This window comes from Mesobacillus maritimus (assembly GCF_023715205.1).
In the GTDB taxonomy this organism is placed as follows: domain Bacteria; phylum Bacillota; class Bacilli; order Bacillales; family Cytobacillaceae; genus Mesobacillus_B; species Mesobacillus_B maritimus_C.
The window spans coordinates 34,787-50,663 of record NZ_JAMBNR010000013.1; the positions used below are offsets into that span (position 1 = coordinate 34,787).

The following is a 15,877-nucleotide window of genomic DNA, read 5'->3' on the forward strand; positions in this document are numbered from 1 at the left end:
CGCCGAAAAAAGAGGTCACCGGTAATCGAGAGCTACTTTATTTAAAATACAGTGCTAAAGATAAAAATCACTCATAATAGATCCACTTGTTTGAACCATATTTTGTAAGGTTCTGATTTAAAATCCTTCTAACCGTCTTATGCGATTCTATCACTCTACACCAATCGTAGATCATGCTTGTAGTTATTCTAACCTCCGGAAACAACAATCTTAACTCCTCTACACTTCTGACCACAGCCGAATCCAAATCTTCACTACAACCACAATGTTCACAGATGACTTTAGTATCCTTAACTATGACATCCACCGAATAACACTGCGCACACAAAATCCCTTTCTGCAACTGTTCATACTGATAAGGAGCAATTCGTTTATACGGGTCATCTACGAGATTCAATGATACAAGTTGCTCTGCTAATTTTAAGTGTTTGGGATTCAAAACGGAGGATTTCATATTTAACTTTCGCATGAAGCGGTTCAGTTGATTAGGGAAAATGATGGATGGGTCTTTTGGGGCGTTATATAGATAAAATTCAGGATTTACAAAGATGAGATAGGATTCTAGCGATAGGGGAAATCCCAGGCTGTTCATTAGTTGTCGTAGAAGGGACTCACTTCGTTTTACCTGGTGGAAGGGGTTCAGGATTTCTTTGCCAGAGAAAGTGAAAAAACGGTCGGATTCAATATAATAGTCTCCTTCGTAATTTTTAATTTCAAAATGGTAGGCTGTGCTTTGTGCAATATGCACCGAATCCAGCTGAAATTTTGTGTTATTCTTTTCTAAAAGCAAATCGTTCACAATATAACGGTCTTGCAACAAATTCTGCTGCATGTATCGATCAAATTGCACCTCTCCTTCATATCCTTTCTCAAGATTATAATACTGCAACCGTGCGCGGGCATTTAAAGAACGGAGAAGCAGTAATTCCTTCGATGCAACTCTAGGTCTTAAAATCAAACCCTCACTTCCTTTCTCCCTAACTATAAAGCTAGATTTCAACCCACAACAAGCAAACGTTTTATGACATTGTTTCCAAACAGATGAACTTTTTATAAAAAAAATAGTCAAGCCGGTCTAATTTCCATAATAGGCTCGTATAAATGTTAGTACAAACTGTCTTTTTGGAGGGGATTATATGTCTAAAAATAAAAAAGCAACTTTGCTAACGACAACGGCAGTGGCAACGGCGGTGTTTCTATCAGGCTGTGGTTTGTTTGGGGGGGAAGAAAAGAAAGAAATTGACCCACCTCAGGATGTGAGCTACTTAGAGGAAGAGGAAATGGGGACAATTGAAGAGGCTGGGGCAACAGAAGAGCAAACAAAAGAGCAAAAAGAAGAACAGGGTGCTGACCAAGAAGAAGCAGTGGAAACAACAGTTCCAACGGAGCTTTATTTAATTGATAAAAATGGCTATGTTGTTTCTCAAACTATGGATCTTCCAAAAACAGAAAGTGTAGCAAAGCAGGCACTAGAATACCTTGTCGTAAATGGGCCTGTACAACAACATTTACCAAATGATTTTAGAGCTGTACTCCCAGCAGACACGGCAATGACCGTTAATATCAAAGATGGTACAGCTACAGTCGATTTCTCAAATGAATTTGCGACTTATGCGGAGGAAGACGAACAAAGAATACTAGAATCTGTTACTTGGACTTTAACCCAATTTGACTCAATTGATAACGTGAAAATACAATTGAATGGAAAAGAACTTGACAGCATGCCTGTTAACGGAACACCAATTGGGGAGAAATTAAGCAGAGCGAATGGAATTAATGTAAGCACGGAAGGCGTCGTGGATATCACCAACTCAAAACCAGTTACGGTTTATTATATCGGTGGAGAGGCTGAAGACTATTATTATGTTCCTGTGACAAAGCGGGTGGAAAATGATGATTCTTCTGAGATTGAAACGATTGTTGAAGAGCTTGCCGCTGGACCGGGATATGGAACAGGTTTATTGTCACAGTTCCAAACTGGTGTTAAGTTAGTCGAAGAACCTAAAATTGACGATGGGCAAGTTACGCTTGATTTCAATGAATCTATTTACGGGAGCATGGAAGAGAAAATGGTTTCTGAGCATGTGTTGAACACATTGGTGCTTTCTCTAACTGAGCAAAAAGGAATTGAAAGTGTTGCCGTCACTGTCAAAGGTGAAGCAGGTCTTAAAACCGAAGGTGGCAAGGAGTTAACTGAACCGGTTACTCGTCCTCAAAATGTCAACACGGGTAGTTTTTAAATTGGTGAAATTTGTTATACTAATAAGGAACGATAAAGAGGCAGGCAATTTGCTGCCTCTTCTTTAATGTGAAGGTTACATAAAGTAAAGCAGTGAACGAGTGAAGGAGGAACAAGGCATGCGTTATGATGGACGTGAACCACAGCAATTAAGACCTATACATATTGAAACTGAATATTTGAAGCATCCAGAAGGATCGGTACTCATTTCAGTTGGAGATACAAAAGTAATTTGCTCTGCAAGTATTGAAGACAAGGTCCCTCCGTTTATGCGTAATCAAGGCAAAGGATGGATTACGGCGGAATATTCGATGCTGCCTCGTGCAACTGAGCAACGAAATATTAGAGAATCATCAAAAGGGAAAGTAACAGGAAGAACGATGGAGATTCAACGTCTCATTGGACGAGCTTTAAGAGCGGTCGTCAATCTTGATGTTATTGGCGAGAGAACAGTTTGGATCGATTGTGATGTGATTCAAGCGGATGGTGGGACGCGAACAGCCTCAATTACAGGTGCGTTTGTGGCTACAGCATTGGCATTTCAAAAGCTGTTTAAAGCGAAGAAAATTAAAAGTTTTCCCATTACCGACTTTTTAGCAGCTACAAGTGTTGGCATTCTTAAAGATGGAAAAGTCGTTGTTGATTTAAATTATGTGGAAGATTCCGCGGCAAATGTAGATATGAACGTTGTGATGACAGGGAAGGGAGAGTTTGTTGAGCTCCAAGGGACTGGAGAAGAAGCGACTTTTTCATACAATGAATTGCAAGAGCTGTTAAAAGGTGCGCAGGAAGGATTAACGGAAATTTTTGAGTATCAAAAACAAGCTCTAGGAGAAGAAATTTCTCAACAAATTACCAATGCAAAAAGATAGGGGATAAACTTCATGGAAGAAATAATCATTGCGACTAAAAACAGTGGTAAAGCACGGGAGTTTGAACGGATTTTCAATGCAAAAGGAGCAAAGGTTAAGACGCTTCTTGATTTTCCAGACATGGAAGATGTGGAGGAAACAGGTTCAACTTTTGAGGAAAACGCTAAAATTAAAGCCGAAACCATTAGCAAAAAACTGAATAAAATGGTTATTGCGGATGATTCTGGTCTTGAAGTGGATGCACTTGAAGGGCGCCCGGGTGTGTATTCTGCACGCTATGCTGGACCGAGTAAAAATGATGAAGATAATATCGATAAAGTTCTTGAAGAGTTAACAGGTGTTCCTGAAAACGAACGAACTGCGAGATTTCGCTGTGTTTTAGCTATCGCACAACCAGGAAAAGAAACAGTCACATTTGCGGGAAGTTGTGAGGGCCAAATATTAACAGAACGCCGCGGAACGAATGGATTTGGTTACGACCCAATCTTTTTTGTAACAGAAAAAGGCAAAGCAATGGCCGAGTTGCTGCCAGAAGAAAAAAATAAAATTAGCCATCGCGCGAATGCCATCCAAAAACTAGAAGAAAATTTCGCATTCGACTTCGGAGGCGAAGCATGACAAAAATTTTAATAGTCAGTGATAGTCATGGTTCTACTGAATTACTAGATACAATTAAAGAGCGTCATGAAAATGAGGTTAATTATTTCATTCATTGTGGAGATTCAGAGCTCTCAAATGACAATCCCTCCTTAAGGGGGTTTACGACTGTTAAAGGTAATTGTGATTTTTATGGAGACTTTCCTGAAGAAACAATGGTAGAGGTTGATGAGTTTAAAATCTTGGTGGTTCATGGGCATCTCTATTCTGTCAAATCGAGTTTGCTAACTCTTGCGTACCGTGTAGAAGAAACAGGGGCCGATATCGTTTGTTTTGGCCATTCTCATCTCCTTGGAGCTGAAATGATTGATGGAAAATTATACATTAACCCTGGAAGTATTCGGTTACCTCGTGGAAGAAGAGAACGGTCTTATGTCATTCTTGAACTAAATGAAGGAAATGCGTCGCTCAGCGTTTTCGATGTCGACCAAGGGGAAATAAGCTCACTTTCTCAGGAGTTTTCGATTTCAAAGTCTAATTAAAAATCGATCTAATAACTAAGGGGAGAAATCCTTCTTCCCTTAGAAAAAATATTTAAGATTGTATTGACTTATACATTAAATCCTAATATAATAAATCTTGTCTTTGAAAATAATGTCCCAGTAGCTCAGCAGGATAGAGCAACGGCCTTCTAAGCCGTCGGTCGGGAGTTCGAATCTCTCCTGGGACGCCATTACACTACATATTGACTCACCTTGTCTAAGGTGAGTTTTTTTGCGTTCTTTTTAATGGCTTTTCTCAAACTTTTGAAGAAAAAAGTTTGACTGAATGAGCTATGAGATCCGATATGAGAAAAAGCCTACAAACTCAAAACGTAGGAAATGACTCAATTGTGCAAAAATCGGTTTTTAGATTTTAACAACTATTTTTACGAAACATCCTATCAAAAACAGCCTTTTTAATTAAACATAATATCTCCGAGCGACCTCTCATTTTCATTTGCGATTCAAGTTTTTTATATCGAACCCTGTATTGGTCTAAAGTACTAATCAGGAAACCAAAAATTTTTGAAAAGAAATTCAAAACAGAAAAATGTGAAGAAACCAACATTGGAAGCGGATACAATAAAAACAATAAAAAGAATTGTCTAAAATTTTTCATAAAACCCGTTGACGCCGGGGGAAAATGAGCGTAAGATAGTCCTCAATTAAATGATTTTCTTAGTCAGATTATCTACCAAACGGGCAAGAAATCTAAAAGGAAAAATCGTATATTTAATCTCAAGGTGAAATGTCAGAATTTTTGCACCTTTAGTTTTTAATTGTTTAAAGCGTTTATTTGGAAAAAGGAGATGTATTTCGGTGCCCGATCAATGGATTTATTTAAACGGTGAATTCGTCACGAAAGAAAATGCAAAAATTTCCGTTTATGACCATGGGTTCCTATATGGAGATGGCGTGTTCGAGGGGATTCGAGTATATGCTGGGAACATTTTTAGAATGGAAGAGCATATGGATCGTCTTTACCGCTCAGCCAAATCCATCATGCTGGAAATTCCTCATAGTCAAGAAGAGTTGACAAACTTAATTGCAAAAACGGTTGAAAAAAACAAGCTTGAAAATGCTTATATTCGAGCAGTTGTCTCGAGAGGCACAGGGGATTTAGGGTTAGATCCAAATAATTGTACTCGTGCGAATGTCGTCATTATCGTCGAGCCACTATCAATTTTCCCTAAAGAACTATATGAAACAGGACTTGAAATTGTGACTGTCGCAACAAGAAGAAATCGTCCAGATGTATTGAGTCCTAAAGTGAAATCATTAAACTACTTAAATAACATTTTAGTTAAAATCGAAGCGCGACTAGCAAATGTCAATGAAGCTTTAATGCTAAATGACCAAGGTTATGTTGCAGAAGGTTCGGCTGATAACGTGTTTATCGTGAAGGGGGATACATTCTATACACCACCTGGTTATATCGGTGCCTTAGAAGGCATTACCAGGAACGCAGTAATGGATATTGCGAAGGAGTTAGGATATGAACTGAAAGAAGAACCTTTCACACGACACGATGTCTATACAGCTGATGAAGTATTTTTAACCGGGACAGCCGCTGAGGTTATTGCTGTTGTAAAAGTAGATGGCAGAGTCATTGGCGATGGCAAACCAGGTGTTCATACAAATAAAATACTCGAACAATTCAGAAAGAAAGTCATATCTGAGGGAGTTAAAGTATACTCCTTAAAAGCAGAACCAAATGTTAGTTGAATAAGAAAAAGTGTGGACGAGGACAAGTAATTCTATGCAGACCATCAACAGAGAGCCGGGGTAGCTGGGAACCGGTGTTGGGGCTTAGGATGAACTCACCTCGGAGCGCCGGTTTGAAAGGTCTCCCTAGTAAAGCCGGTCGGGTGTCAGCCACCCGTTATCAAAACGGACTATACATAGTCCTAGAGTGCACGTAGATGGTCAGTTTCTACGTGAATGAGGGTGGTACCGTGGAATTGGTGATCAAATAGCCTTTTTCATCCCTTTGCCTGACGATTAGCGCGGGCATTTGGTGATGGAAATGGCTATTTTTTTATTGTAAAAAAATAGAAAGTGTTTAAATGATAGGAGGCTGGAACGAATGCTGCAAGAAGCCGCTTTTACAAAAGTAAAAGCTGAAAAAAAGACTGTTACTGGCGCGGATCTTTTGCTGGAAGCTTTAAAAAAGGAAGAAGTAGAAGTCATTTTTGGATACCCAGGAGGAGCTGTCCTACCGATTTACGATAAAATTTACGATTGCGATATCCTCCATGTTCTTCCTCGCCATGAACAAGGTGGAATTCATGCAGCTGAAGGGTATGCAAGAATCAGTGGGAAAGCCGGAGTAGTGATTGCAACTTCAGGACCAGGAGCAACAAATATTGTAACAGGATTAGCGGATGCAATGATGGACTCCTTGCCATTGGTTGTCTTTACCGGGCAAGTTGCGACTGGAGTAATTGGAACGGATGCTTTCCAAGAAGCAGATATTTTAGGGATTACAACCCCAATCACAAAGTATAATCTGCAAGTTCGCAATATTGAGGATATTCCAAGACTCATCAAAGAAGCTTTCCATATTGCAACAACAGGTCGTCCAGGTCCAGTTCTCATCGACTTTCCAAAAGATATTGCATCAGGAATGATTGAACCACCTGCAGAAGAGGAAATCTCTTTACCTGGTTACCAGCCAACGATTGAGCCAAACTACTTGCAAATTCGCAAGTTAACAGAAGCGGTAAGTAGTGCAAAACGTCCAGTGATTCTAGCGGGTGCGGGAATACTTTTCTCGAAAGCATCTGAGTTATTGCGTGAGTATGTTGAACAACAACAAATTCCAGTTGTTCATACTCTTCTCGGTTTAGGTGGTTTCCCAGCCGACCATCCGTTATTCTTCGGTTTAGCTGGTATGCACGGTTGTTATACAGCAAATATGGCATTGTCTGAATGTGATTTGCTTATCAACATTGGAGCTCGATTCGATGACCGGTTAACAGGAAACTTGAAGCACTTTGCTCCAAAAGCAACGGTTGCTCATATCGATATCGATCCAGCTGAGATTGGCAAAAATGTACCAACTGAGATTCCAGTCGTAGGCGATGCAAAAGTAGCGCTCAGCATGTTGGTCAAACAAGAAGGCAAACCGCCTGAGAATAGTGAATGGATTCAAACGTTAGAAAGCTGGCAAAAAGAAAATCCTTATTGGTATGAAAATTCAAATGCACCGCTAAAGCCACAGCGGGTTACTGAAATGCTGTTCGAAGAAACAAACGGTGAAGGAATTGTGGTTACTGATGTAGGTCAGCATCAAATGTGGGCGGCGCAGTATTATCAATTCAAGAATCCGGACCGTTGGGTGACATCAGGTGGGCTTGGTACCATGGGATTTGGACTTCCAGCTGCGATTGGCGCTCAGCTTGCGGATCGATCCGCAACAGTTGTGGCAATCCTTGGAGATGCAGGTTTCCAAATGTCTACTCAAGAACTAGCGGTCATTCGCGAGATGAATTTACCGATCAAAATCGCTATCTACAATAATCGCTCGTTAGGAATGGTTCGACAGTGGCAAGAAATTTTCTATCAAGAAAGATATTCTCATAGTAAAATTCCGTCTCAGCCATCTTTTGTAAAACTAGCAGATGCATATGGAATTAAGGGATATGAAATCACTTCCGAACAAGAAGCAGAAACCATTTTAAAAGAAGTGATGAATAATAACGAACCTGTCCTGCTAGATTTTAGAGTGGCAGAAGGCGAAAACGTTTATCCAATGATTGCTCCTGGAAAAGGGCTACACGAAATGGTAGGGGTGAAAAAATGAGACGAATCATTACTCTAACCGTACTCAATCGACCGGGTGTCCTTAACCGTATTACCAACTTATTTTCCAAGCGGAATTATAATATTGAAAGCATTTCGGTCGGGCATACGGAACAAGAAGGAGTATCTCGAATCACTTGTGTTGTCAATGTAGACAATGACAGGATCATCGAGCAAATTACGAAACAATTAAACAAACAAATCGATGTGTTAAAAGTAGCAGATATTAGCGATCAAGCGGTTGTGTCTCGAGAACTTGCGTTAATCAAGGTTCAATCAACACCGCAAAACCGCAGTGAAATTTACGCACTGATCGAACCGTTCCGTGCATCTGTCATTGATGTTGGGAAGGAAAGCTTAATCATCCAGATTACTGGAGAATCCGAGAAGCTAGAAGCGTTTATTGAGTTAATTAAGCCATACGGCATCAAAGAATTAGCGCGAACAGGAACAACGGCTTTCCCTAGAAGCAGCCAACGTTCAAAACAACAAACTAATTTTTCAATTGTATAAGCAATAGCTATCAAACTATAAATATAAAACTAAACGATAAAAATAAAGGGAGAGATTTTAAATGGCAAAAATGTACTATAACGGAGACGCAAACCCACAGTATTTACAAGGAAAGAAAGTAGCAGTTATCGGATACGGATCTCAAGGTCATGCTCATTCTCAAAACCTTCGCGATAGCGGTGTTGAAGTAATCATTGGTTTACGTAAAGGACGTTCTTGGGATCAAGCAGTTGAAGATGGTTTCCAAGTATACTCTGTAGCTGAAGCAACAGCTCAAGCAGATGTAGTGATGGTCCTACTTCCAGATGAACTTCAAACAGCGGTTTACAAAAGTGAAATTGAACCAAATCTAACGAATCAAGCTCTAATGTTCGCTCACGGCTTCAACATTCATTTCAACCAAATCGTTGCACCGAAAGAATGTGACGTTTTACTTGTAGCACCTAAAGGTCCTGGACACCTAGTAAGAAGAGTTTACACTGAAGGCGCTGGCGTACCTGCTCTATTCGCTATCTATCAAGATGTAACTGGAGAAGCAAAAGAATTAGCTCTTTCTTACGCATATGGAATTGGAGCGCTACGTGCTGGTGCACTTGAAACAACTTTCAAAGAAGAAACTGAAACAGATCTTTTCGGAGAGCAAGCCGTTCTTTGTGGAGGGGTTTCAGCTCTAGTAAAAGCAGGTTTTGAAACGTTAACAGAAGCTGGTTATCAGCCAGAACTTGCATACTTTGAGTGTCTACATGAATTGAAATTGATTGTTGACCTAATGTACGAAGGTGGACTTGAAAACATGCGTTATTCCATCTCTGACACTGCACAGTGGGGAGATTTTGTCAGCGGACCGCGTGTCGTAACTGAAGCGACTAAAGCGGAAATGAAAGAAGTGTTAAAAGATATCCAAGAAGGCCGTTTTGCAAAAGGATGGATCCTTGAAAACCAAGCAAATCGTCCAGAATTCAATGCAATCAATGAAAGAGAAAAGCAGCATCCAATCGAAGTGGTTGGTCGTGAGCTAAGAGCGATGATGCCGTTTGTAAATCAAGGTAAAAAGAAGGAAGTGGCAGCAGTTGCAAAAGGTTAAGATTTTTGACACGACGCTAAGAGACGGGGAACAGTCGGCTGGTGTTAATCTGAATAAATCTGAAAAGTTAGAGATAGCTAAACAGCTGGAAAGATTAAATGTTGACATTATTGAAGCAGGCTTTCCAGCTGCTTCTCCTGGAGACCTAGCTTCGGTTAAAGAAATTGCCAAAACCATTAAAGGTGCTTCTGTAACAGGGCTTGCTCGAGCGGTAATTTCTGATATTGATGCGGCATGGGAAGCGTTAAAGGACGGCGCTGAGCCAAGATTGCATACGTTTATTGCGACTTCACCAATTCACCGTGAGTTTAAGCTAAAGCAAACGAAAGAACAGGTTGTAGAAACGGCAGTCCAAACTGTTAAGTATGCAGCTTCCAAGTTCTCGGTTGTGCAATGGTCTGCTGAAGATGCAACGCGTACAGAGCTACCATTTTTAGCAGAAATTATTGAAGAAGTGATCAAAGCTGGAGCGCGCGTGATCAACATCCCGGATACAGTTGGTTATACAACTCCTGAAGAGTATGGTGCGATCTTTGATTACTTGTTTGAACATGTTCCTTCTATTGGAAAAGTTGAATTATCGACGCATTGTCATGACGATTTAGGGCTTGCAGTTTCAAACTCACTTGCAGCCGTTCGTCATGGTGCAAAACAAGTGGAAGGAACAATTAACGGAATTGGCGAGCGTGCAGGGAATACTTCACTAGAAGAATTAGCGGTGGCGCTTCACATCCGTAAAGATCACTATAATTTAGAAACGAGATTGAACCTACAAGAAATTAGTCGTTCTTCAAGTCTTATTTCCAAATTGACTGGGATGCCAGTACCGCCAAACAAAGCGGTGGTTGGACGTAATGCGTTCGCACATGAATCTGGTATTCACCAAGATGGCGTGTTAAAAGAAAAGACGACTTATGAAATCATCTCACCTGAATTAGTAGGGGTTCAAAATAATTCTTTAGTTCTTGGAAAGCACTCTGGTCGTCACGCATTCCGTAATCGTCTACAAGAACTAGGTCTTTCTATACCTGAAGAAGATATTAAACCGTTGTTTGCTGTATTTAAAGACATGGCAGATCGTAAAAAAGAAATGACAGATGATGACTTGGTTGCGATTGTCCTTGAAGAGAAACTTTCAAATGACGATAGTTTCTATCATTTAAAGTCAATCCAAGTTCAATATGGAACCAATCAAGTTCCAACTGCAACAGTGATTCTATCGGGTGAAAATAATGAAGAGATTCAAGAAGCCGCTACTGGAGCGGGTAGTATTGAAGCTTTATACAACACATTAGAAAAATGTATGGATGAACATATTGATCTATTGGATTATCGAATTCAATCGGTCGGAGCAGGACGTGATGCCCTTGCTCAGGTTTATGTGAAAATGAAATATGCAGGCAAAGAAACAACAGGTCGTGGGCTTGCCCAAGACGTTCTCGAAGCTTCGGCAAAAGCCTATTTAAATGCTGTCAACCGTGTTCTTTATATGAGGGAAAATGCGGCTGAACCAGTTGTGAACGGGTAAATTTTTTACGGTGCTCTTTTCTTAGAAGAATAGTGGATTTTTAGATTAAAGGCTGTGTTAACGATACATGTTGATTCCAAGCAAGTTGGTTGGAGCAGAAATCAACAACCACGTTTAACACAGCCAATGTTAAAAAAGGTTATTAATCTTCTATAGAAAAGAGCCACATATATAAAATGATAAAAATAGCTTGCAGGTTAAAATTAGGATTGTGATTTTACTAACAAAGTTTACGAAAACAGTTTTTAATAATAATGGAGGGGAAACTCATGGAAAAGACGATCGCAGTATTGCCTGGAGATGGCATTGGGAAGGAGGTATCCCGAGGAGCAGTAAGTGTTCTTCAAGCGATTGGAGAGCGTTTCGGACATCAATTTACTTTCACTTATGGAAGCATTGGTGGGGGAGCGATTGATGCACTCGGAACACCGCTTCCTGAAGAAACCATTGAAATGTGCAAAAAGAGCGATGCTGTGCTCCTTGGAGCGGTAGGCGGTCCGAAGTGGGAAACACTTCCTGGGCACCTTCGTCCCGAGAAAGGGCTGCTTCGGATTCGGAAAGAGTTGAACCTCTATGCGAACTTAAGACCAGTCAGTTATTATCCTTCAACAGCACAGAATTCACCGCTTAGACCTGAAGTTATTGAAGGCGCTGATATGTTGGTAGTCAGAGAGCTTACAGGTGGACTTTATTTTGGAAAACCAAGTGAGCGTAGAGTTACAGATGGTGAAGACGCTGTTGTCGATACCTTATTTTATAAAAAATCAGAGATCGAACGGATCATTCGTTTAGCTTTCGAATTAGCGGAGAAGCGTAGCAAGAAAGTTACATCTGTGGATAAAGCAAATGTGCTTGAATCTAGTCGTGTGTGGCGTGAAACAGCTGAGGAAGTTGCTAAGGATTTCCCAGAGGTAAAACTTGAGCATATGCTTGTCGACAATGCTGCAATGCAGTTGATTAAAAATCCGAAACAATTTGATGTCCTTGTGACGGAAAATATGTTTGGCGATATTTTAAGTGACGAAGCATCAGTACTAACAGGATCATTAGGAATGCTGCCTTCTGCAAGTATTTCGGTGGAAGGTCCAAATCTATACGAGCCGATTCATGGTTCAGCTCCTGATATTGAAGGGAAAAACATTGCCAATCCAGTAGCGATGATCTTATCGGCAGCGATGATGCTTAGAACTTCATTTGGTTTAGATGAAGAAGCAGATGCAGTTGAGAACGCCGTAAAGCAAGTCTTAGAATCTGGTTTAAAAACGGGCGATATTGCAGGGAAAGATCAAGCGACGGTTGGAACTCGTGAAATGATTGAAGAAATAACCGCAACAATTTTAGATAATCAAGCAATCTTAAATATTATGAATTTATATGCCTAGAAAGGGAGGGTGAAAAAATGGGAAAAACCATTATTGATAAACTTTGGGATCAACATATCGTCCATCGCGAAGAGGGGAAACCGGACCTTCTCTACATTGATTTACATTTAGTCCATGAAGTAACCTCACCCCAGGCTTTTTCAGGTTTGAGAATGAAAAATCGAAAAGTTAGAAGGCCTGATCGGACATTTGCAACAGTGGATCATAATGTACCAACTGTTAACCGATTCAACATTACCGACCCTGTTGCGAATAACCAAATGGAAACATTGAGACAAAACTGTAAGGAGTTCGGCATTACGTTAGCCGATATTAACAGTCCTGAACAGGGAATCGTCCATGTCATTGGACCAGAACTTGGGTTAACTCAACCAGGTATGACGATTGTTTGTGGAGACAGTCATACGTCTACACATGGTGCATTTGGTTCTATAGCGTTTGGGATCGGAACGAGTGAGGTTGAACATACACTTGCGACCCAAACACTTTGGCAATCCAAGCCAAAGACTTTGAAGGTTCAAGTTGACGGCAAGCTTGGAACGGGTGTACTGGCGAAAGATGTCATTCTATATGTGCTATCCAAGCATGGTGTGAATTTTGGAACAGGTCATATTATTGAATATTGTGGTGAAGTGATTCGCGATATGACCATGGAAGAACGGATGACGGTGTGTAATATGTCAATTGAAGGCGGGGCGCGTGCAGGTCTTGTGTCTCCAGATGAAACAACAATTGAATATTTACGCGGTCGTAAGTATGTTCCAAGTGGTCAAGAGTTTGAGGAAACTGCTGAAAAATGGCTAGCGCTTGCTTCTGATGAAGATGCGACTTATGACAAAGAAATTTATATTGATGCAAGTGAAATTGCTCCAATGGTCAGCTGGGGAACCAATCCTTCCCAAACGGCTCCTGTTACAGGTAGAGTTCCTTTCTTAAACGAATGTGCAAATGAGAATGAAAGACGTTCAGTTGAAAGTGCTTTGGCTTACATGGACTTTAAAGAAGGACAGCAAATTAGTGATATCAAAATTCAAAAGGTCTTCATTGGCTCCTGTACAAACTCTCGTCTAGAGGATTTGCGCATGGCAGCGGAAATCGCAAAAGGACGAAAAGTTGCTCCAGGCGTACAAGCGATTGTCGTTCCTGGATCACAGAATGTTAAAGTTTTAGCTGAAGCTGAAGGACTTGATAAAATTTTCCTTGAAGCAGGTTTTGAATGGCGTGAATCCGGCTGTAGTATGTGTCTAAGTATGAATGCGGACATTGTCCCAGCAGGAGAGCATTGTGCTTCTACATCGAACCGTAACTTCGAAGGGCGTCAAGGTGCTGGATCAAGAACGCATCTCGTTAGCCCAGCGATGGCTGCAGCTGCAGCTGTAAATGGCTATTTTGTAGATGTACGAAAAATGGAGAGTGCTGAAGCCGTTCACTAATAAGCGAACAGCATAGGGAAAGGAGAAATGAGATGGCAGGGCTAACAACATTACGTGGAAAAGTAGCTGGAATGAATCGGGTAAATGTTGATACTGATCAAATTATTCCAAAGCAATTTTTAAAGCGAACAGAAAAGACTGGGTTTGGTCAATATCTCTTTTACGACTGGCGTTTTTTAGCGGACGGAACACCAAATCCTGAATTTGAATTGAACCGCCCAGAAAACCAAGGAGCAAGTATTTTGGTTGCAAATGATAACTTCGGCTGTGGTTCATCACGAGAACATGCACCGTGGGCATTACAAGATTACGGAATCCAAGTAGTGATTGCTCCTTCGTTTGCAGATATTTTTCACCAAAACTGCTTGAAAAATGGAATGCTTCCAGTTGTGCTTAAAGAGGAAGAAGTTCACTATTTACTTGAAAAAGCGAAGAGTGCTTCTTATGAATTAACCGTTTCTGTAGAAGACAAAACCATTAAAGACGCTGAAGGCTTCCAAGCAGAGTTCCCGCTTTCTGCTTATTGGCAAAAAATGCTTATTAACGGCTGGGACGAAATTGAGTTAACTTTACAGATGGATGATCAGATTAAAAGATACGAAGATTCACTTATTTAAAACAAGATTCACGGCTATAATGGCTGTGAATCTTTTGTTTTCCAGCTCATCCATGCTAAACTAACCACTATAGGAAAAGCGGAGGCGACTGTTCAGCCCCGACAAGCGCTGGAGGGCTGGCAGATGAAGTCGTTCTTTGACTTCAACTGACAGACCGAAGCGACTCGAGGGGCAAGGTGACGAAGCTGGAGCTTTTGGTTAAAATTTTATTTTTTATTAAGGCGGTAAAGGCATGAAGAAACCAGATTCTAAAAAGGATAATATCGTGTTGTTTCCGGGCCTTGAGAGACGCTTGCTAGAAAAAGGACTTATGTACCTTCAAGAAAAAAAGTATCGCCAAGCCATTGAACATCTTGAACAAGCACGGAGTTTAGAAGAGCAGAATAGTGAGGTTTACACCGGCCTTGTCCTAGCCTACTTTGAATCAGGTCATCCCCTAGAGGCAAAGAAATTGGCTGCAGAGATGTTAAAGGAAGGAATTGGCGATTATTTTCAGGTAATGGACCTCTATATTATGATGATGATACAAATGAATGAATACGACCAAGTCATCACGACCATTGAGGCATTGTTTGAGGAGCGAGAAGTGCCTAAAGAGAAGTTCGAACATTTGTCGAAGATGCTGCACCTTAGCCGTAAAATGGCAGACAGCAAGACAGACCCCGAAGACACTGAGGACTTTGAAGCTGAAGTAAATTCTAGGGAGCGGTTAGATTTATTTTCTTATCTAGACCCAAACGATCAAATGCTTATTGCGAACAGACTTGCAAAGGAAAATATTCGCCCATACATACATGAAATTAAACTGTATTTACAGTCTGAGGAAGGCCATCCTTTTCAAAAGTCGATGCTGCTGAATATTCTCAGAGAGCAAGAATACGACAAGGAAGTCGAAGTAGAAAAGCTCGGAATGAAAGCTAGCTTTATTCCGGAAACATTACCGGAGTTATACGAAATCGAAATGTTGCGAGAAATCCTTATCTTCATTGAGGTTGAGCTTGAACATGATGACCCTGTATTGTATGAAAATATTCGCAGCTTAATTGAACGTAATTTCTTTCTGCTTTATCCGTTTGATCCTAAACCTGATGATGCGAAAGCATTGGCAGCGGCCTATCATTATCTAGCAAGAAATTATATGGGTGTGGATGAAGAAATAGCGGTTTATGTCGAAAAATACGATACGTCTGTTGAGAAAACTGTCGAAGCAGTTGATTTTATCAAAAAGATAGAAGAAATTTCTTCGCCTATCATTTAGTAGGCTGT

General features: G+C 40.6%; 14 protein-coding genes, 1 tRNA gene and 1 other annotated feature. Of the genes, 14 read left to right on the forward strand and 1 reads right to left on the reverse strand.

From position 1 onward, the window contains the following. Nucleotides 1–67: 67 nt before the first annotated feature. On the reverse strand, nt 68–958 hold the full coding sequence (locus M3182_RS17945) for a nuclease-related domain-containing protein (RefSeq protein WP_251559345.1): 891 nt from the start codon (nt 956–958) through the stop codon (nt 68–70). Nucleotides 959–1,136: 178 nt separating this feature from the next. Between M3182_RS17945 and M3182_RS17950 the strand changes: the two genes are divergently transcribed. The 14 genes from M3182_RS17950 to M3182_RS18015 all read left to right on the forward strand — a co-directional run bounded on the left by M3182_RS17950 (nt 1,137) and on the right by M3182_RS18015 (nt 15,869). Beyond that, complete coding sequence (locus tag M3182_RS17950; protein ID WP_251431174.1) at nt 1,137–2,240, forward strand: GerMN domain-containing protein; 1,104 nt, start codon at nt 1,137–1,139, stop codon at nt 2,238–2,240. Nucleotides 2,241–2,358: 118 nt separating this feature from the next. Further along, nucleotides 2,359–3,111 (forward strand): ribonuclease PH, encoded by a 753-nt coding sequence (rph, locus tag M3182_RS17955; RefSeq protein WP_251431176.1) that lies wholly within the window; start codon nt 2,359–2,361, stop codon nt 3,109–3,111. 12 nt (nt 3,112–3,123) lie between these two features. After that, nucleotides 3,124–3,729, forward strand: coding sequence for an XTP/dITP diphosphatase (locus M3182_RS17960; RefSeq protein ID WP_251431178.1), 606 nt, complete (start codon nt 3,124–3,126; stop codon nt 3,727–3,729). After that, nucleotides 3,726–4,250, forward strand: a complete 525-nt coding sequence (locus M3182_RS17965) for a metallophosphoesterase (protein WP_251559347.1) — start codon at nt 3,726–3,728, stop codon at nt 4,248–4,250. Before M3182_RS17960 ends, M3182_RS17965 begins: the two co-directional genes overlap by 4 nt. A 114-nt stretch (nt 4,251–4,364) precedes the next feature. Further along, a tRNA-Arg gene (locus M3182_RS17970) sits at nt 4,365–4,441 on the forward strand. A gap of 628 nt (nt 4,442–5,069) precedes the next feature. After that, on the forward strand, nt 5,070–5,975 hold the full coding sequence (ilvE, locus tag M3182_RS17975; RefSeq protein WP_251431182.1) for a branched-chain-amino-acid transaminase: 906 nt from the start codon (nt 5,070–5,072) through the stop codon (nt 5,973–5,975). A 4-nt stretch (nt 5,976–5,979) separates the two neighbouring features. Further along, nucleotides 5,980–6,243: a binding site (T-box leader), on the forward strand. A gap of 93 nt (nt 6,244–6,336) precedes the next feature. After that, nucleotides 6,337–8,055, forward strand: a complete 1,719-nt coding sequence (ilvB, locus tag M3182_RS17980; protein WP_251559349.1) for an acetolactate synthase large subunit — start codon at nt 6,337–6,339, stop codon at nt 8,053–8,055. Next, a complete protein-coding gene (ilvN, locus tag M3182_RS17985; RefSeq protein WP_251431187.1) occupies nt 8,052–8,567 on the forward strand; it encodes an acetolactate synthase small subunit in 516 nt (171 codons plus the stop codon). Before ilvB ends, ilvN begins: the two co-directional genes overlap by 4 nt. 61 nt (nt 8,568–8,628) lie before the next feature. Then, nucleotides 8,629–9,651 (forward strand): ketol-acid reductoisomerase, encoded by a 1,023-nt coding sequence (gene ilvC, locus M3182_RS17990; protein ID WP_251431190.1) that lies wholly within the window; start codon nt 8,629–8,631, stop codon nt 9,649–9,651. Continuing rightward, nucleotides 9,638–11,179 (forward strand): 2-isopropylmalate synthase, encoded by a 1,542-nt coding sequence (locus M3182_RS17995; RefSeq protein WP_251559351.1) that lies wholly within the window; start codon nt 9,638–9,640, stop codon nt 11,177–11,179. Before ilvC ends, M3182_RS17995 begins: the two co-directional genes overlap by 14 nt. 269 nt (nt 11,180–11,448) lie before the next feature. Then, a complete protein-coding gene (gene leuB, locus M3182_RS18000; RefSeq protein WP_251559353.1) occupies nt 11,449–12,561 on the forward strand; it encodes a 3-isopropylmalate dehydrogenase in 1,113 nt (370 codons plus the stop codon). Between the two features lie 17 nt (nt 12,562–12,578). Further along, nucleotides 12,579–13,994: a 3-isopropylmalate dehydratase large subunit gene (gene leuC, locus M3182_RS18005; RefSeq protein WP_251559355.1), complete on the forward strand. Its 1,416-nt coding sequence runs from the start codon at nt 12,579–12,581 to the stop codon at nt 13,992–13,994. A gap of 32 nt (nt 13,995–14,026) precedes the next feature. Then, entirely contained in the window at nt 14,027–14,611 is a 585-nt protein-coding gene (gene leuD, locus M3182_RS18010; RefSeq protein ID WP_251559358.1) for a 3-isopropylmalate dehydratase small subunit, read from the forward strand. 232 nt (nt 14,612–14,843) lie between these two features. After that, nucleotides 14,844–15,869 (forward strand): tetratricopeptide repeat protein, encoded by a 1,026-nt coding sequence (locus M3182_RS18015; protein WP_251431204.1) that lies wholly within the window; start codon nt 14,844–14,846, stop codon nt 15,867–15,869. The last annotated feature ends 8 nt before the right edge of the window (nt 15,870–15,877 follow it).